The 17,787-nt window shown below is 63.2% G+C and carries 14 protein-coding genes; 5 read left to right on the top strand and 9 right to left on the bottom strand.

The features are described from left to right. Positions 1–149: 149 nt before the first annotated feature. The 7 genes from H8S57_RS08915 to dusB form a co-directional block, all read right to left on the bottom strand. Positions 150–914 carry an amino acid ABC transporter ATP-binding protein gene (locus H8S57_RS08915; protein ID WP_305798143.1) on the bottom strand — a complete coding sequence of 255 codons (765 nt, stop codon included), beginning with the start codon at positions 912–914 and terminating at the stop codon, positions 150–152. 1 nt (position 915) lies between these two features. Continuing rightward, the gene (locus H8S57_RS08910; protein WP_186907736.1) at positions 916–1,707 is read right to left on the bottom strand and encodes an amino acid ABC transporter permease; all 792 of its coding nucleotides are present in this window, start codon (positions 1,705–1,707) and stop codon (positions 916–918) included. A gap of 109 nt (positions 1,708–1,816) precedes the next feature. Continuing rightward, positions 1,817–2,728: a transporter substrate-binding domain-containing protein gene (locus tag H8S57_RS08905; protein ID WP_186907735.1), complete on the bottom strand. Its 912-nt coding sequence runs from the start codon at positions 2,726–2,728 to the stop codon at positions 1,817–1,819. 802 nt (positions 2,729–3,530) lie between these two features. Next, a complete protein-coding gene (locus H8S57_RS08900; protein ID WP_186907734.1) occupies positions 3,531–5,609 on the bottom strand; it encodes an elongation factor G in 2,079 nt (692 codons plus the stop codon). 458 nt (positions 5,610–6,067) lie between these two features. Beyond that, a complete protein-coding gene (locus tag H8S57_RS08895; RefSeq protein WP_186907733.1) occupies positions 6,068–6,940 on the bottom strand; it encodes a zf-HC2 domain-containing protein in 873 nt (290 codons plus the stop codon). Positions 6,941–6,990: 50 nt separating this feature from the next. Continuing rightward, positions 6,991–7,587, bottom strand: a complete 597-nt coding sequence (locus H8S57_RS08890; RefSeq protein ID WP_186907732.1) for an RNA polymerase sigma factor — start codon at positions 7,585–7,587, stop codon at positions 6,991–6,993. Between the two features lie 34 nt (positions 7,588–7,621). Then, positions 7,622–8,593 carry a tRNA dihydrouridine synthase DusB gene (gene dusB / locus H8S57_RS08885; RefSeq protein ID WP_256176552.1) on the bottom strand — a complete coding sequence of 324 codons (972 nt, stop codon included), beginning with the start codon at positions 8,591–8,593 and terminating at the stop codon, positions 7,622–7,624. A gap of 125 nt (positions 8,594–8,718) precedes the next feature. Between dusB and rd the strand changes: the two genes are divergently transcribed. Further along, the gene (gene rd, locus H8S57_RS08880; RefSeq protein ID WP_186907730.1) at positions 8,719–8,877 is read left to right on the top strand and encodes a rubredoxin; all 159 of its coding nucleotides are present in this window, start codon (positions 8,719–8,721) and stop codon (positions 8,875–8,877) included. A gap of 61 nt (positions 8,878–8,938) precedes the next feature. On the opposite strand, the gene H8S57_RS08875 is transcribed toward rd, so the two are convergent. Next, positions 8,939–10,567: an S-layer homology domain-containing protein gene (locus H8S57_RS08875; protein WP_186907729.1), complete on the bottom strand. Its 1,629-nt coding sequence runs from the start codon at positions 10,565–10,567 to the stop codon at positions 8,939–8,941. A gap of 186 nt (positions 10,568–10,753) precedes the next feature. Here H8S57_RS08875 and H8S57_RS08870 point away from each other — a divergent pair, with 186 nt between their 5' ends. Both H8S57_RS08870 and H8S57_RS08865 read left to right on the top strand, forming a co-directional pair. After that, complete coding sequence (locus H8S57_RS08870; protein ID WP_287878088.1) at positions 10,754–11,440, top strand: DUF6198 family protein; 687 nt, start codon at positions 10,754–10,756, stop codon at positions 11,438–11,440. A gap of 217 nt (positions 11,441–11,657) precedes the next feature. Further along, positions 11,658–14,009, top strand: a complete 2,352-nt coding sequence (locus tag H8S57_RS08865; RefSeq protein ID WP_186907728.1) for a SpoIIE family protein phosphatase — start codon at positions 11,658–11,660, stop codon at positions 14,007–14,009. A 450-nt stretch (positions 14,010–14,459) separates the two neighbouring features. On the opposite strand, the gene H8S57_RS08860 is transcribed toward H8S57_RS08865, so the two are convergent. Beyond that, entirely contained in the window at positions 14,460–15,182 is a 723-nt protein-coding gene (locus tag H8S57_RS08860) for a M23 family metallopeptidase (RefSeq protein ID WP_186907727.1), read from the bottom strand. 311 nt (positions 15,183–15,493) lie between these two features. On the opposite strand from H8S57_RS08860, the gene H8S57_RS08855 reads away from it, so the two are divergent. Then, on the top strand, positions 15,494–16,120 hold the full coding sequence (locus H8S57_RS08855; RefSeq protein ID WP_186907726.1) for a TetR/AcrR family transcriptional regulator: 627 nt from the start codon (positions 15,494–15,496) through the stop codon (positions 16,118–16,120). An 18-nt stretch (positions 16,121–16,138) separates the two neighbouring features. Next, positions 16,139–17,785: an efflux RND transporter periplasmic adaptor subunit gene (locus H8S57_RS08850; protein WP_186907725.1), complete on the top strand. Its 1,647-nt coding sequence runs from the start codon at positions 16,139–16,141 to the stop codon at positions 17,783–17,785. Positions 17,786–17,787 lie beyond the last annotated feature (2 nt).

The following is a 17,787-nucleotide window of genomic DNA, read 5'->3' as shown; positions in this document are numbered from 1 at the left end:
AACATCCTTTCCTTCCGTCGTCTGCGGACGACTCAACTCTGCGAGGCTCTTCTCCAGGAGGGTTTTTCGACAGCCTGGCGCCCCACAGCGTTTCAGAATATCTCCCGCAGGAGGGCCGCGCAGTGTTTCGCCGCTGCGGCCAGGCGCGCTTATTGCTGGAGAAACCGGGAGAGAAACTCCTGCGTGCGCTTGTTTTTGGGGGCGGAGAACAGACGGATGGGGTCGCTCTCCTCGCAGATCACACCGTCGGCCATAAAGACCACGTGATTGCTCACATCCCGGGCAAAGGCCATCTCGTGGGTGACCACGATCATCGTCATCCCCTCCCGCACCAAATTGCGCATGACTTCCAGCACCTCGCCCACCATTTCGGGGTCCAGGGCGGAGGTGGGCTCATCGAAAAGCAGCACCTCCGGCTCCATGGCCAGCGCCCGGGCGATGGCCACCCGCTGTTTCTGGCCGCCGGAGAGCTGGCGGGGCAGCGCGTTCACGTAGGGCGCCATGCCCACCTTGCGCAGATAGTGCATGGCTTTTTCCCGGGCCTCCTCTGCGCCCCGGCTCAGCACCTTGCGCTGGCCGATCTCGCAGTTCTTCAGCACGCTCATATTGTCAAACAGGTTGAAGCTCTGAAAGACCATGCCCACCTTGGCCCGGTAGCCGGGTACGTTGATGCCGGGGGACAGGATATTGGAGCTGTGGAAACGGATCTCGCCGCTGGAGGGCGTCTCCAGCAGGTTGACGCACCGCAGCAGCGTGGATTTCCCTGAGCCGGAGGAGCCGATGACCGAGATCACGTCGCCGCGGTAGACGGTGAAGTCGATGTCCCGCAGGACCTCATGGGCGCCGAAGGATTTGGAGAGATGTTCGATGCGCAGCAGGGGATGGCGCAGATCCCGTTTTGGCAGCAGATCCATGTTAAACCGTCGCCTCCTTGTCGTTTGGCCCCGCGCCGCCGGCATCCAGGGAAAAGGGATCGCCGGTCAGTTCGTAGTTTTCCGCGCCGGAAAGGCTGCGCTCCCACACCCGCAGCAGCCGGGCGGAGACCAGGGTCATGATCAGGTACAGAAGCATGGCCAGAAAGGCGGCCGGGAAATAGAGGTACACGGCGGCGGCCGCCGATTTGAAGGAGAAGAAAAGTTCTGTGACGCTGATGACCGAGAGCATGGAAGAGTCTTTCAAATTGATGATAAAGTGGTTGCCGATCTGGGGAACCAGATTGCGCAGGGTCTGGGGCAGGATGACGTGAAACATGGCCTGCATATGCGTCATGCCGATGGCTTTGGCGCCCTCCATCTGGCCGGGATCCACGGCCTGGATGCCGCCCCGGACCGATTCCGCCATATAGGCGCCGGTATTGATGGAGAGGATGAAGATGCCGGCGGGAAAGGTGTCCATATGGAGGTGAAACGCATAGGCCGAGCCGTAGAAGATGAACATGGCCTGGAGCATCAGGGGCGTGCCCCGGAAAAACTCCACATAGACGGCCAAAACGGCCCGCGCCATCTGCAGCAGCCCCCGCTGGAGCGGCGGCTGGCCGGGCTGGGTGGGGATGGAACGGATCAGCCCCACGCCAAAGCCGATGACGCAGCCGATGGCGGTGCATGCTACCGCCAGCACCACGGTCAGGCCGGCGCCGCGGAGGAAGGAGATGCCGTACCGGCTGAGGACGGTACCGCAGTCGGAAAGGAATTGAAGGATGCTGTCCATGAACTCTTGCTCCTTTTTCGTCATTGAACACAGACCGAAACGCCCGGCCCTGCGCGGGAGGGGCGCGTTCGGCCCGGGGGAAGCGCTGCGGAAGAGAGGGAAGGGGGCGTTACTCCTGATTCAGAGGTTGCACCTCGATGGCCTGGTCCATCATGGCGGTGTAATCATCGGCCGTGTATGCGGCCAGGACCTCGTTGATGGCGGCGGTCAGGCCGGCGTTGCCCTTCTGGACCGAGATGCCGAAGTTGGTCTCTTCTTCGGAGACGTCGAAATCGTCGCCGCTGCCGGTGAATTCCAGCATTTTCATGGCGGGGTAGGCTTTGCAGGCGGACAGCGCGGTGGGCTGATCGGTGACCACCAGGTCCACGGCGCCGGAGTCCAGGGCCACCAGCATGGCGGGCACGGATTCCTGGGCGGGCAGAACCGTAACGTCCGGGATCTGGGGCAGGCAGGCGTCGTACCACACGGTGCCCAGCTGGCTGGTGGCCTTGGCTCCGCTGAAGCCGCTGATGCCGGCGGCGCCGGCATAGGCGCCGTCCGATTTCACCAGACACACGATAGAGGCGTAGTAATAGGGATCGGAGAAGTCCACCTGGGCGGCCCGGTCGGCGGTAATGCACTGACCGGCGATGACCGCGTCCACACTGCCCGACTGAAGGGCAGGGATCAGAGCGTCCCACTCCATCTTGACGATCTCCAGTTCACAGCCCAGATGCTCGGCGATCTTCTTGGCGAACATGACGTCGTAACCGTAGGCGTAGTCGGAGGTGCCGGAGATGGGGACCGCGCCGTTGGAATCGTCGGCCTGCGTCCAGTTGAAGGGCGCGTAGGCACACTCCATGGCCACCTTCAGCACGCCGTCCTCCACCAGCTTGGGCGTGAGGGCGCTTTCCGGCGCGGCGGCCATCGGTGCAGAGGCATCCGGGGCGGGGACAGACGCGGAGCCGCCGCTGGAGCAGGCGGCCAGAGACAGGGTCATGGTCAGGGCCAGCGCAAGTGTGAGCAAAGTCTTGCCTTTCATTGGGATCAAACTTCCTTCCATTTTGTGTTTCCCGGAAAAACAAAAGACGCCATGAAAACCTTCCAAAGGAAGGATCCATGGCGACTGTGCAGGCGGAAGAACCGCCCCTATCATCTGCGATAGCACGTTTTCTGTTTTTGAGGGAGCTTGGAACGATCGGAACGTCTCGATTTGCAAGCATCTTACTCCGGCAATTCGTTTTTGTCAAGCCAACAACAGCAATTTCAGAGAACTACACAGGGCGGAAGGAAAATGGAAGCGCACCTTTGGCGACTTGTCAAAGGAGAGGCGCGGCGCAGAGGCACAGCTCCGCTGCAACTCGTTCAGCCGAACTTCTGCTTTGAATGCTGCAATAAGCGCAGCCGATAGGGAGCGCCTTCACTGCGGGCGAAGAGACCGCCTCCCTCCATTTGACCGGCACGGTGCGGCAGCGGAACGGTGGTCAACCGCTCCGCTGCCACCATTACCACCACGGCGGATAACGCCGCGGTCACCATTGAAGCGAGGTGTACCCGGATCCTCACCGGGGATTGTACCATCACCGGCCTGCCCCGAAACGGAACCATCGGCTTTCAATGGATACACCATCACGTTGGCCGACGCCGCGGTTCTGGGCCGGGTGTGAGAAAACCTCCACTGAGCGTATTTGACATCAAAGCAAGCCGCCTGGGCCGGTTATAAAACAGAAAAACGATCCCTTGAAAACAGGATCTGGAATTGCCGGTACGGCAATTCCAGATCCTGTTTTCCCTCAGAGAACATCTCGAAATGCTATTTTGCAGCACACCCGCCGCCGTGTTGTTTAGTCGGTCTCGTCCTGAATCGCCTTGGCGGCCTCGATGGCCTTTTCCTGAGCGGCCGGAGGCGCCTCCTCATAACGGACGAAGCGGAAGGTAAAGGAACCGCGGCCCTGCGTCATGGACCGCAGGTCGATGGCATAGCGGCTCATCTCAGCCATCGGGACCTCCGCCTCTACGATCTGGTTGCCTTCGCCGTCCGGGTTCATGCCCATAACGCGGCCACGGCGCTTGTTCAGGTCGCCGATCACGTCGCCCATATAGTTGTCGGGGATGGTCACCTTCAGCGCTCCGATGGGCTCCAGCAGGGTGGGAGAGGCCTGGGGCATACCCGTTTTGTAGGCGATCTGCACCGCAGTCTTGAAGGCCATTTCGGAGGAGTCCACGGGGTGATAGGAACCGTCGAACAGGGTGGCCTTCAGGTTGACCACAGGATAGCCCGCCAGTACGCCGTGAAGGACGGCCTCGCGCATGCCCTTTTCCACGGCGGGGAAGTAGTTTTTGGGTACTGCGCCGCCGACGACCTCCTCGCAGAACTGGAGCTCTTCGGTATCGCCGGGCTCAAAGCGCATCCACACGTCGCCGAACTGGCCGTGGCCGCCGGTCTGCTTCTTGTGGCGGCCCTGGACCTCCACCTTCTTGCGGATCTTCTCACGGTAGGCCACGCGGGGCTCGGAGAGCTCCGCGTCCACACCGAAGCGGCTCTTCAAGCGGGAGACCAGAACGTCCATCTGCATATCGCCGGTGCCGGAGACCACCATCTGGTGGGTCTCCGCGTTGTTGACCCAGCTGAAGGTCAGATCCTCTTCGTTCAGGCGGGTCATGCCGCCGGCGATCTTGTCCTCCTGGCCCTTGGACTTGGGGGCGATGGCCACGGAATAGCAGGGCTCGGGGAAGGGGATGGGCTCCAGCCTGACCACCTTGCGGGGGTCGGAGAGAGTATCGCCGGTCTTGACCTTGTCCATCTTACCGATGGCGCCGATGTCGCCGCAGGAGAGCTCCTTGACCTCGTCGGCTTTTTTGCCCTTCATCACATACAGGCGTCCCACCTTCTCAGTGGCGCCGGTGCGGGAGTCCACCAGCTGCATATCGGGCTTCAGGTTGCCGGAGATGACCTTTACATAGGAATACTTGCCGTACTGATCGGAGACGGTCTTGAACACCAGCGCGGCGGGCAGGGCCCCGGGGAAGGGGATAAACTCATCCAACTCGCCCTTCTCGTTTTCGCCGATGAGCGGGCGGCCCTCCAGAGGATTGGGCAGCAGTTCCACGATGATGTCCAGCAGCATGCGGGTGCCGAGGCCCGAAAGGGCGGAGCCGCATACCACCGGGAACAGGGACAGGTCCTTTACGCCCTGACGCAGGCCCTGGATCATCTCGGCATAGGTGAAATCCTCGCCGGAGAAATATTTCTCCATCCGCTCCTCGCTGGTCTCGGCCACGGATTCCTTGAGCGCGTCGTACAGCTCGTCCAGCACGCCCTGCTTGTCCTCGGGCACGTCGATCTCGATGCGCTCGCCCTTGGGGCCGGCCTCAAAGGCGCGCTTGTGCAGCACGTCAATGATGCCGATGACCTTTTTGTCGGCGTCCCAGATGGGGGCCACCACAGGGGCGATGTTCTTGCCGAAGCGCTCCCGCAGGGTATCAAAGGCGGCGTTGTAATCGGCGTTATCCTCGTCGGTTTTGGAGATATAGAGCAGCCGGGGCAGCTTGCGCTGCTGGCATAGCTTCCAGGCCTTCTCCGCGCCCACGCTCATGCCCGCCTTGGCGGAGCAGACGATGATGGCCGCGTCGGCCACCTGCACGGCCTCGATGACTTCGCCCACAAAGTCGAAGTAGCCCGGGGTGTCCAGCACGTTGATCTTACAGCCGTTGTATTCGATGGGCGCCACGGCGGTGGAGATGGAAATCTGACGGCGGGTCTCCTCCGGATCATAGTCGCAGGTGGTATTGCCGTCCGCAGGCTTTCCCAGACGCTCCGTGCCGCCGGTAAGATATAGCATGCTCTCGGCCAGGGAGGTCTTTCCGTTGCCACCATGCCCCAGCAGACAGACGTTGCGGATATTTTGTGTGGAATAGCTCATACTTGTTTCCTCTCCTTACTTTTGGAATCGGTCAGCGGCCGCCCGGTCGTCCGGCGCAACTGCTATTGGTCATTATACATTAATTCCAAGGTACTTACAACTGAAATTTTATAAAAAAGGTGTATTTGTTAACGGGGGCGCGCGCAGGAAAGCGCGCGCGGATAAAAAACAACTGGGCGTACTGCAACATGCAGGAGAAAAGGCGGCTGCAGGCCGGCCATACGCGGGAATATTCCGGATGAGAGCGCTTGCAGCCGCAACCCATGGGAACCATCTGCGGTTGCGCGCCTTTTGTAACCGCCTCTTCCGGGCGCCTTGCCTGAATTGGAGCGTGGCTTTATGCGGGGCGACAGTCTGAACTATAGTTTAGCCGTTATACACCACTTGGAATGGGGTTACGGCAAAAAATTGGCTAAAACAGAAAGCCGCCCCACGGGCGGGCCGTGGGGCGGAACGACTTAGGGTGCACAGGTGGGCAGGATCACAAGGCCGGTAGCGGCGCCGGGGGCAATGTCGTCTCCTTCCGTGCGCACGTCGGCGTCTGCCCATGCCTCGGTCAGGGCGGTAAAGACATCCGCGGGTACCGAATAGCAGGCGCTGCCGCCCAGAAGGTAGCAGGGATAGGCGGACAGATCCACCGCGCTACCGGCGGGCAGAGTCAGCACGCCGCAATAGGACTGCGTTTCGGGAGGCGCGCTCTCCAGTTCGAGAAGGGAAGAGCCGCCCCCGCCGGATACGGAGTAGGCGCCGGCCCCTTCCTTGGCGGCGCTCTCCTGGGAAGCGCTTTCGTTGTCCGCCTGCGGAGGCAGCGCGGGGCCGGCGCTGGAGCCGGAGGTCATCAGCGTAACCGTGTCCTCCGATACGGCGCGGGATTCCGCCTCCGTTTCTGGGGCGGCCGCCTGGGGCGCGACCGCCCCGGACGCCGCGTCCAGAGCGGACGGCGCCGCCGCGCTGCCCGCAGACATCCCGCCGCCGGCCAGGGGGCCGTTCAGCCACAACCGCACCCCGCCGCCGAGGAGCACCAGCGCCAGCATGGCCGCGGCGCAGGCCCAGGACCGCCGCCGCCAGGCCTGACGCTTGGACTGGAAGGGCGTGACCTTGGCGGCGCGGACGGCCGCCATCACATCCTGCGCCAGGGCGGCAGGCGGCTCCGCCGTCCAGGCGGCGGCCGATTCCTGCAAGGCCGTGTGGAGCGCCTGAAAATCGGTCTGGAGCGCCCTGCACGCCGCGCAGCCTTGCAGATGCTCTTCCAGCAGCGCTTCCTCCCGGTCGGTAAGCTCGTTGTCCAGTTGGGCGCTGATCCGTTCCAGCGCCTGATCGCAGGTGAGCATGCAGGTCGCCTCCTTTCCGATGAAATGAAATGTGCGCCTTGTTTGTACCGTTACCCTTTGGACGAAAGGCCGGGCGAAAAGTTCCCGGTGGAGAGCAGATAGTTGCGCAGCGCCAGCCGGGCCCGGGCGATCCGGGATTTGACGGTGCCCTCCTCCAGCCCGAGCGTGCGGGCGATCTCTCCATAGGAGAGTCCCTCCAGCTCCCGCAGCACCAGCACCTGCCGGTGTTCGGGGGAGAGGGCGTCCAGCCCGTCCCGGATCGCCTGGCTCCGCTCAATCTGCTCCAGCTGCCGGTGGGGGCTGTAACGCTCGTCGGGCAGCTCGGCCTGACGGGCGGCCGCCTCATCGTCCAGGGAGACGGTCATGGACAGGGCGGCGCGGCGCTTTTCCCGCCGCAGAAAGTCGATGCATACGTTGGAGGCCAGCCGGTACAGCCAGGTGGAGAAGGCGCTCTCGCCCTGAAACCGGCCCAGCCCCTTCCAGGCGTTGAGAAAGGCCTCCTGGCACAGCTCCGCCGCATCGTCCGGATTGCCGGTCATGCGCAGGGCCAGGCTGTAGATGCGCCCCTGATTGCGCTCCACCAGCGCCGCGAACGCCTCCTCGCTGCCCTGCCGGGCCCGCTGGACCAGCACCAGCTCCGTTTCCATGCCGTTCTCACCTGCCTTTCCGGGGGGGGGGCGGTCAGCAGAGATCCCGCTGTATGCCCGCCGTGATGCGCTCAATGTCCGCCAGGGTGCTGACCTGGCTGATCTGTTCCTTATAATAGCCCGCGTGGGGGACGCCCCTGAGATACCAGGCGTAGTGTTTCCGGGCCTCCAGGCAGGCGATGTGTTCGCCCTTGTGCTCCGCAGCCAGCCGGAATTGCCGCACCGCCGTGTCGCACCGCCGGGCCAGGGGCGGAAGGGGAGGGATCTCCTGCCCCTCCAGGGCGGCGCGGGCCTGCTGGAACAGCCAGGGATTTCCAAAACAGCCCCGGCCGATCATGGCCATGTCGGCGCCGGTATATTTGAGGATGTGGACCGCATCCTCCGCAGAAAACACATCCCCGTTTGCCAGGACCGGAATGGAGACGGCCTCCTTTACGGCCCGGATGTAATCCCAGTTGGCCCGCCCCGCGTACATCTGGGTCCGGGTGCGGCCATGGACGGCCACGGCGGATACGCCCGCCTGCTCCATGGCCTCTGCAAACTCCACGCAGTTGATGCAGCCCTTATCCCAGCCCAGACGGAATTTGACGGTCACGGGCCGCCCGCCCGCCCCGCGGATGACCGCCTCGGCCACCCGGACCGCCAGGTCGGGCGTGCGCATCAGCCCCGAGCCGTCGCCGTTCTGGGCGACCTTGGGCACGGGGCAGCCCATGTTGACGTCGATGATCTCCGCGCCGGAACGCTCCGCCGCAATGCCCGCCGCCTGCTCCATACAACAGGGGTCGCTGCCGAAAAGCTGTACCGCCGCCGGGTGCTCCCCTGCGCCCAGCTCCAGCAGGGGAATGGATTTTTTGTCCTGATAGCAAAGGGCTTTGGCGCTGACCATTTCGGTGACGGTGTAGCCCGCGCCCAGCTCCCGGCAGACGGTGCGGAACGCCAGGTCCGTCACTCCGGCCATAGGCGCCAAGGCCAGACGGGAATTTATAGTAATATTGCCGATTTGCACAACATACCTCGATGTGTTATAAAGTGTATGTATCATACCACAACGGCCAAAGTTCGGCAAGGTATCTTTCCGCTGTGGGCAGGAGATACTAAATCAGAAAAATCAGGAAAAGGAGCGTTTTTACCATGGATAAGTACGTTTGCGACATGTGCGGCTATATTTATGATCCCGCGGAGGGCGATCCGGACAACGGCGTCGCCCCCGGCACCCCCTGGGAAAAGGTGCCCGAGGACTGGGTGTGCCCCCTGTGCGGCGTGGGCAAGGACCAATTTTCCAAGGAGTAAGCCCCAGCGCCAAAAGGGCGCGCCTGCGGAAGCTCCGCAGGCGCGCCCTTTTGGCGCTGGCCTATCCGGCCATGCCGCTCCAGGGAAGGGTTTCGCGGGTGGCGGTCTTGTATTGCTTGATCAGCACCTCGGTGAGATAAGCGATCTTGGCGCGCAGGGCCTCGGAGCGCCCAGTGGAGAGCATCGCCTCCACCTGGTCCCGATTATGCCACAGGTAGGCCCAGGTCTCCGCAAAATCCTCCGGGCGGCTGACCATGGCGTAGCCGGAGACGAAGCCCTCCGAACCGGAGTTTGCGGTGAAGGACACCCATTGGTTGCAGGATGCGGTCCAGCCGTTGGCGATCATGGCGGAAGAGACCACCATATGCCCCATCTCGTGGCTATAGACGTAGGGGTCGCCGGTTCCGGTATAGTAGATGCGGTCGCACCGCGCGCCGGAGCCGTCGTATACGTGCTCTCCGTGGAAGCCGCCACCCATCCCGCTGACCTGACCGTCGAAGAGGACCATGTCGGAGGGGAAGAGGACGATCTGGGTTCTGCGGCTGCCTTTTTTGGCCACGACCTCTTTCAAAAAACCGTCAGGATAGAGGTCGAAGGCCTCCTTCATCTTCAAAAGCTCCTGATAGACCTGCTGGAAATAAGCCCCGCCCAACGTGACGCTGCCGAAGGTGGCGTGGGTCACGACCGCGCCGGGGACGGTATCGTCGAACTCGGGCAGATAGAAGATCTGGATGCCGATCTGCTGTTCCAGCGCGCGGCACAGGTCCCAGGCAACGTCGTTGGAGTAGTGCAGGCGGCTTGCGCCGGTGAAATCAGAGCCGGCGGCGGCGGTGGCCTGAGCCACAGTGACGGCGGCGGTCATCTGGAAGTCGCCGCTGCGGCAGGTAACGGAGGCGGCGCCGGGGGCCACCGCCCGGAGGGTGACGGCGCCGCTGCCCGTGTCCTTTTCGATGGCCACCACGGCGGGATCGCTGGAACTCCAGGCGGCGGAGGGGGAGCCGGTGGCATAGCAGCACCCGGTCTCCAGACGCTCCCCGGGCTGGAGCCGGTAGGCGTAGGACTCCATCCGCATATAGACGCTGCTCAGCAGCCGGTACATGGTCACGTAGGCCTGCTGCCGGGTGTAGGAGCCCAGCGGGGAGAAGGCACCGCCGCCGGTGCCGTTCATCACGCCCCAGCCCACCATGGCCGACACCGGGCCGGAGGCCCAGGCGGCAATGGAGCCCTGATCGGAGAAGGAGGCCCCGGCGGGCCCGATGGGCGCGCCCATGGCCTTCAGGGTGTTGTGGAGCATCACGGCGGCCTCCTGCCGGGTAATGCCGTTGTCCGGCAGAAAAGAGCCCTTGCCGTTGCCGCTGACGATGCCAAGCCCGGCGGCGGTAAGCACCGAGGGGTCGCTGGTATCGTCAAAACGGACGTCCCGGCTGGGCGTGAGGTCCAAGCCGTTGACCCTTGCGGCCTCCTCCAGGCAGAGCACCGCCAGACGGCAGAATTCCGCCCGGGTGATATCCTTGCCGTAGCCGTTTTGCAGATCGGCGGGCACCAGGCCCAGCTCCACGGCCTGGGCGACCTCTGCCTGGGCCCAGCGGTCGGGCTGCTCCGCCGCCGCGGCCGGAACCGCCGGGGCGGCCAGCAGCGCCAGCAGGCAGAAAAGCGAAAGCCAACGCCGGAACTGTCTGCGTTTTTTCATAATATGCCATTCCTTTCCCAAAAACTGCAGCTACAGCATAGCATGTGCAGAATGCGATTGCAAGCGGCGGGAAAAAGGGCCTTTTGTCCGCTGCGGGCGGCCTTCCGGCAGAGCGATCAATTGAACGTTGTGGATTACATCTTTTTCCGTTTCTGTATCAAACGGTATCAAAATTAGGAGGTAACTGTGAACGGTAAAAAGGTGTTTTATTCAGAACTGGCTTATGTCTTTGGAATGGTTGTTTTGGCGCTCGGTACGGCCATGATGGAACGGGCGGATTTTGGCATGTCGATGGTTGTGGCGCCCGCCTATTTGGTGCATCTGCGAATTTCGCAAGCCTTTCCGGCGTTTACCTTCGGGATGGCGGAATATTGTCTGCAGGCAGTCTTGCTGATTGGGATAGCCATGATCACGCGCAGACGGAAAATAAAGTATGTCCTCTCCTTTGGAACGGCGGTTTTTTATGGATTTACCCTTGATTTAGCCATTCGGATCATTGGAATGATCCCATCCGGTGCGTTTGTTGGACGAATCGTGTTTTATGTGTTTGGAATGTTTTTATGCGCTGTCGGCGTTTCGCTGTTCTTTCATACATACCTTCCGCCGGAGGCTTACGAACTATTTGTAAAAGAAATTTCCGTGAAATACGCAACGGACATTCACAAAACAAAGACGGTTTATGATTGCTGCAGCTGTTTCCTGGCGGTACTTTTATCCTTTTTCTTTTTCGGGTTCGGACATTTTGAAGGTGTGAAGTTTGGAACCGTTATCTGCGCTGCGCTCAATGGATCCTGGATAGGGATGTGCAGCAAGATAATGGAGTCTAAGTTTTGCTTTAAGGATGCGCTGGACCTGAGAGACTTTTTTGCCTGACGGAACGTTGCAAGGTTAAAATGGATCGGGCAGCCTCGCTTTTGAGGCTGCCCTTATTTTGTCTGACAAAGGGTGCCGGAACTGCCCCGATGAGGAAAAAGAGAGGGAAAAGGAGGGGGGAGGCCTGTCAGGTTGCGACCATTTTTTCCCAAAAATAGGATTATACTGTCTCCGATACCGTGGGCGGACAAGCCCTGGACAAAGGAGACGTGGAGACATGGCGGCGAAAGGGAAGCTGAAGACGCGGGCGGCCAGGGCCCGGGAGGAAATGCGGCAGACGGGGCGGCTGGTGCTGCGCGCGCCCGCGCTGGTGCGCTTTGCCGAATGCGTCATGCGCCTGTTGCTGGGGGCGGTGCTCGCCGGGGCGGAGATCTTCGGGGGCTACGCGCCCTTTGGGCTGGGAATGGTGGCCTGCTCCGGCTCCGGGCTGGACGGCTTCTGCGCCCTGCTGGGCGCCTGCCTGGGGTACTTATCCTTCCAGGGCTTTGTGGAGGGACTGCGGTATGCGGCCGCGGCCATCCTGATTTTTTCCGTATCCTTCGCCTTCTACGATATCCGCCCTTACCGGCGGGCCTGGTTCATGCCCGCGGCGGCCGCCCTGATGGACGCGGTCACCGGCTTCGTCTACCTGTCCGACCGGGGGTGGACGGCGGGCAACCTGATCTTTTTCGGCACGGAAGTGCTCTTATGCGGCGCTTCGGCCTATTTTTACCGCATCGCCTTCTCCCCCTGGACCGGCAAGCGGGAGGAGGAGGGACTCACCCTGCGCCAGAGTGTGAGCCTGCTCATCCTGGGGGGTACCCTGCTCATCACCCTGTCCAAGATCACCCTCTTCGGCGACATCTCGGTGGGCCGCTCCGCCGCGGCTCTGGCGGTGATGGTCACCGCCTACAAGGGAGGGATCGGACCGGGCGCCACCGTGGGCGTGGCCGCGGGCATCGGTATGGACCTGTCCGCCGGGGGAATGCCGTTTTATTCCATGGCATACGCCCTCTCCGGCGTGATGGCGGGGGTGTTCCACCGGCAGGGCAGGCTGGCCGCCGCGCTGGCCTATGTGCTCTCCAACGCCCTGGCGGTGCTGTGGACCTGGAACGAGGGGCCCAATATTCCCGTGCTTTATGAGGTGTTCATCGCCTCGGTGCTCTTCCTGATCCTGCCCGATGCGCTGCTGCGGCAGGTGGGTGCCCTGGTGGCCGGACAAAACGCGCGGCAGGACACCCGGGAGCGGGCCCACAACTACGTAAAGGCCCGGCTGGAAGCTACCGCCGGGGCCTTCCGCAGCCTCCACGAAGCGCTGCGCACCGCCTTCGGGCAGACCCCGCCCAACGACAACGATGCGGCTACCGTCTTTGACCGGGCGGCCAGCCGGGTGTGCAAGCGCTGTCCCCTTCAGTCCTCCTGCTGGCAGCGGGATTATGTGAGCACGTTCAATGCCCTCAACGACGCCCTGCCCGCCATGCTGGAACGGGGACGCGGGGAAGGGGAGGACTTCCCCGCCTATTTCGCCAACCGCTGCCTGAAGTTCCCGGAATTCCTCGCGGCGGCCAACGAGGAGGTCTCCGCCCTGCTCTACCGCAGGCAGTACCGCAGCCGTCTGCGGGAAAACCGCTCGGCGGTCTGCCGCCAGTACGGCGATCTGGCCGACGTTCTGGGGACGGCGGCGGCGGAGCTGGGCGCGGAACTGGTGCCCGACCCGGTGCGGGAACGCCGGCTGCGGCAGTACCTGGCCGCCCAGGGGACCGAATGCCTGACGGCGGCCTATTATGACGAGGCGGGCCACCTGCGCCTGGAGCTGGAGGGCCAGGGGCTGGCCCCCCTGCGGAAACCGGAGAGCGTGGACAAGCTCTCGGCGGTGCTGAACGTCCCCCTGCGTCCGGCGGAAGAGGATGGGCGGCGGGACCGGCTGGTGCTGGTGGAGCAGGAGCCCCTGATGGCGGTGGCCGGCGTGGCCGCCCGGAAAAAGGACGGCCAGACGGTCTCCGGCGATACGGGGGCCTGGTTCAAGCATGACGACGGCTCCCTCTACGTGCTTTTGTGCGACGGTATGGGCAGCGGGCCGGAAGCGGGGCAGGAGAGCGGACTTGCCGTGCGCCTGCTGGAGCAGTTCCTCCGGGCGGGCGTGCGCCCCGAGGCCGCCCTCAAGACCCTCAACTCCGCCCTGGCCCTGCGGGGCGAGGAGACCGGGGGCTTCACCACGGTGGACCTGCTGCGCCTGGACCTGTTTACCGGGGAGGCGGCGGTGTATAAGTACGGCGCGGCCCCTACCTATGTGCGCAAGGGGAAAACCGTCAGCCGCATCACCGGCAGCGCCCTGCCCGCTGGCCTGGCCGGGGGCGACGGGGCCGCCCCCGACGTGGCGAAGGTGCGTTTGGAGGCGGGGGACTGGGTGCTGCTGGTCACCGACGGGGTAGCGGGCAGCGACTCCGACCTGTGGGTGCGTCAGCGCTTTGCCGCCTTTGAGGGGGAAAGCCCCAAGGACCTGACACAAGCGCTCATCGACGAGAGCGCAGGCCATGGCGGCGCTACCGACGACCGCACCGCGCTGGTGCTGCGTCTGGAAAAGCGGTGAGGAGGAGTTCCAAGACGCTGATCCGGGGCGCGAAACCCCTCCCGTGGGAGGGCCTCACAGAGTTCCGTCGTCCGCAGGCGATGAAGTAAAGGCATTACCGCATGCTTCAACGCGTGCGGATCGGCGCGAAAATTTGTGCCGCAAAAAGGCGCAAAACCGCAGAAATACTTTGTGTATTGCAAGGTTTTGCAACGCATTTGTGGGGCAAATTGGCCGCCAAGACGTGCGTGGGGAATTGTGCGGTGATGCCTAAAATCAGGATCCTTTCCGGCGGAATGCGCGCCGGAAAGGATCCTTCTCAGGACGGACGGGGCGGCTTTTTCGCAAAAAATGAAACCCGGTCCGTCCTGCATCCCTCTGTCGGGAAAAGGCCAAGGCATTTTTCCGACAAACTGAGGCCCGCTCCCTTAGGGAGCGGGCCTCGCCGTTTGCTGTGGAATGTGCCTGTTCTCAGGGCAGGTAGTCTGCCGGGTCGATGGGAGAGCCGTCCTGCGCCATCTCAAAGTGCAGATGAGCGGGCAGGGCGCTTTCGGCGATGGCGGTTTTCCCCACGGAGCCCAGCACGTCTCCGGCCCGCACGGTGTCGCCGATCTCAACGGTGGGCACGGCGGCCAGATTGGCGTAGCAGCTGGTCAGCCCGCTGCCGTGATCCAGATAGACGGTGGTGCCCATAAAGTCGTCCTGCACCACGTCGATGACGGTGCCTGCGGCGGCGGATACCACCTGAGCGCCCAGCTCTGCGGAAATGTCGATGCCGCTGTGGGTGCGCCAGTCGCCCATGGTGGCGTCATAAGCCAACGCCTCCACACTGTACTCGGAGATCAGCGTGCCCTTCACCGGCCAGGCAAAGACCGTGGGGGCGGCGGGCTGGGGGGTCGCTGCGGGCGTGGCCGCGGGCGTGGGGCTGGGGGCGGGCGTCGTCCGGACGGCCGTCTGAGCCTGGGGCGACGGCGTGGGCGTGACGCGCACCGCCGGGGACGCGGATGCCGGAGTGGGGGTCACAGTGACCTGAGCCGGTCCGGCCACGGCTGTGCCGGGATCCTTGTCGGGGGAGAGGGAAGAAAAGAGATAATAGCCCGAGATTCCAATTGCGGCGACGCACAGGAACAGGACTATGTAGAAGCCCTTCCCCGCCATAAAGTCGCCGAAGCGTTCCATAAATGGTTTTTTCATGCGTTTCAGCACCTCCAAGCCTATTTTGGACATGCCTGCGGGCGGTTATACATGAAAACCAAAAATTTTGAAAAAACACTTGACCTTCCAGTGGGGGGAGGGAGTAAAATCCGGTACGTTTTTAAGAAACTTTAATGGATTCTTCAGGAAGCGCAGAAGGTTTTCTGTTATCCTGAGACAAACCGGACGCTCCGGCGCACCGATTGTGAACGAATTGCGAATTTTGCAGCCGCGGCATTGACAGAGCGGGAAGGGCGGGCTAAGATACATGACAGATTGTCATATCACGGTACAGCGGGGAGGGACGCACGGTGCCCAGCGCCACATTTTTCAATCTGCCGCCGGCCAAGCGGGAAAAACTCCTGGCGGCGGCGCGGGACGAATTTGTCCGGGCCCCCTTTGCCCAGGCCTCGGTCAACCGGATCATCCATGGGGCGGGGATTCCCCGGGGCAGCTTTTACATGTATTTCGCAGACAAAGAGGAACTGTTCCGCTATCTGATGGAAGACTTCGGCACGCAGCTCATCCGCCAGATGGAACGCCTGCTGGAAGAACGGAACGGAGCGGTATTCGCCGCGTTTCTGGACCTGTTCGATTACGTACAGGACCGCCGGGCGGAATACCGGGATCTGCTGAACATCCTCCGGCGCAACGGCGATATGCGCCCCGGCCTGTTCCCGGGCGAATGCCGGGGGGGCCTGCCGGAGGGCCTGCGGGAGCGGATGGACCTCGCGCGGCTGGACCTGCGGGAGGCGGGCGACCTGGAAGCCATCCTCCACCAGCTCTTTTTCCTCACCGGAGGCGCCCTGATGCGCTCGGCCGGACCCGGCGGGCCGGAGGCGGCCCGGGCCGGACTGGTCCGCCGGATGGACATACTCCGCAGGGGCGCGGAAAAGCAGGCCGCCCCGCCTGCCGGAAGCGCGGCAGAAGCTATTTGAAGTAAGGAGTAAGCGAATATGGAAGCAACCCAAGTCAAAACGCAGACGCAGCAGAACGCACCGGCCCAGTTCAAGCCGCCGAAAAAGAAACGCAGATGGGTCAGGCGCCTGGTGGCGGTACTGGTCGTCGCGGCGATCCTCGCCGTTTTGCTGCTGCGGCTGATGAGCGCGGGCACCCAGGCGGTGGCGGGGGCCTATCTGTCCGACACCGCCCAGGTACGCGAGATGACGGTGGCCGTCTCCGGAACCGGCACCATCCAGCCCAATCAGTCCTACAAGGTGACCACGCTGATCAGCGGCGAGGTGCTGGAGGCCCCCTTTGAGGAGGGGCAGACGGTCAACAAGGGCGATCTCCTCTTCCGCATCGACGCAAAGGATGTGGAGAACAATATCCAGCAGCTGGAGCTCAACCTGCGCTCGGCCCAACTCAACCTGGACGATCTGCTCAAGCGGCAGGCGGACAACCGGGAGGATTGCGCGGTAAGCGCCGAAGCCGACGGCGTGATCACCAAGCTGTATGTGGAACAGGGAGACGCCGTCATGGCGGGGGCTCCCATCGCAGACCTGCTGGACCGGGAGCGGATGAAGCTGACCGTCCCCTTCCAGTCCGCCGACGCGGCGGGGTTTTATGAGGGGCAAAGCGCCGTTGTCACGGTGGACGGCACCGCCCAGACGCTGACGGGCACCGTGGATTCCATCGCCGCCACCGACGAGGTGGGCCCCGGCGGCGCCCTGGTGCGGCAGGTGACGCTGCTGGTTCAGAATCCGGGCGCGCTCAGCGACGCCAGCCGCGGCACCGCCGCCATCAGCGGCGCGGCCTGTGCATCGGGGGGCGCCTTTACATACGCAGCTTCCAAGCAGATCGTGGCCAAGGCCAGCGGCGACGTGGACGCCCTCTCCATCCGTGAGGGGGACCGGGTGACCGACGGGCAGGTCGTGGCGGTACTCTCCCAGACCGATATGGATACCCAGATCGAAAGCGCCCGGATCCAGGTGGAGAATGCCCGGCTCTCCCTCCAGAATGCCCGGGATAAGCTGGAGGACTACTCGATCACCTCCACCATCACCGGCACGGTCATCGAAAAGAACGTGGACGCGGGCGACAACGTGGGCGGCAGCACCGCCGCCACCGCGGGCTACACCTATATGGCGGTCATCTACGACCTGTCCGAGCTGACCTTCGACGTGAGCGTAGACGAGCTGGACATCAACAAGATCCGGACGGGCCAGCGGGTGGAGATCACGGCGGACGCACTGGACGGGAAGAGCTTCACCGGGGTGGTGGATAAGGTCAATATCAACGGCACCACGGTAGGCGGCTACACCACCTATCCCGTCACCGTCAAGGTGGACGGCTCGCCGGCCGAACTCTATCCGGGCATGAACGTCTCCGCCAAGATCGTGGTGGAGCAGGCCGGGCAGGTTTTGTGCATCCCGGTGGATATGGTGGGCCGGGGCGACACGGTGCTGGTGGCCGGTCCGGGCTGTCTGGACGAGAACGGCAGCGTAGTCGATCCGACCGCCATCGAGGAGCGCCAGGTGACCCTGGGCCGCAACGACGAGGAGTATATCGAGGTCCTCTCCGGTCTGGAGGAGGGGGACGTGGTGCTCAGCGAGAACCAGGCTTCCAACGCCATGGCCGCCATGATGGGGATGGGGATGTGACC

It is taken from the genome of Lawsonibacter hominis, from assembly GCF_014287895.1.
In the GTDB taxonomy this organism is placed as follows: domain Bacteria; phylum Bacillota; class Clostridia; order Oscillospirales; family Oscillospiraceae; genus Lawsonibacter_A; species Lawsonibacter_A hominis.
The sequence above is the reverse complement of the archived record's forward strand: the minus strand, read 5'-3'. Positions and strand labels throughout refer to the sequence as shown.